2 pseudogenes are annotated in these 577 nt (G+C 51.1%); one reads left to right on the top strand and one right to left on the bottom strand.

Going from position 1 to position 577, the window contains the following annotated elements:
- Nucleotides 1-426: pseudogene (locus ACTHUR_RS16380) on the top strand (23S rRNA pseudouridylate synthase B); the annotation flags it as partial.
- 81 nt (nt 427-507) lie between these two features.
- On the opposite strand, the pseudogene ACTHUR_RS16375 reads toward ACTHUR_RS16380, so the two are convergent.
- Nucleotides 508-577: pseudogene (locus tag ACTHUR_RS16375) on the bottom strand (dioxygenase); the annotation flags it as partial.

Here is a 577-nt window from a genome sequence, read left to right as displayed (position 1 = left end):
ATCCTGACCACTTCAGGCGAACTGGTTCAACGCTTTGCCCACCCTAGCTTTGAAGTCGAACGTGAATACGCAGTGCGCGTATTGGGCGAGCTGACCACCGAACAAATGCGCGTCCTGACCGAAGAAGGCGTCATGCTCGAAGACGGTTTGGCAAAAGTCGAACGCATCTACGAACAAGGCGGCGAAGGCGCAAACAAATGGTACAACGTCGTCATCAAAGAAGGTCGCAACCGCGAAGTACGCCGTATTTTTGAAAGCCAAGGCCTGACCGTCAGCCGCCTCGTCCGCGTAGGTTTCGGCCCCATCGGTCTGCCAAACCGCCTCAAACGCGGCCAGTTCTACGAACTCAATCCGGCAGAAGTCGCCAACATTATCAAATGGGCGGATATGCTGCTGCCTGGTGAACGTCGCCGGAAGAAAAGTTAATGTAAGATAAATCGGAGCTGAGGCCTTTACAAAATCGTCTCAGCCCGACAAAATCTTGCCTAAGTCATAAAAATAGTGGGTATTGAAAGGATTTTCCTTATCCAACACATTCATCGGGCTACCATGCCCGACAAACAATACAGGCATTTTT

The sequence above is a fragment of the Neisseria sp. P0021.S007 genome (assembly GCF_051956855.1).
The sequence above is the reverse complement of the archived record's forward strand: the minus strand, read 5'-3'. Positions and strand labels throughout refer to the sequence as shown.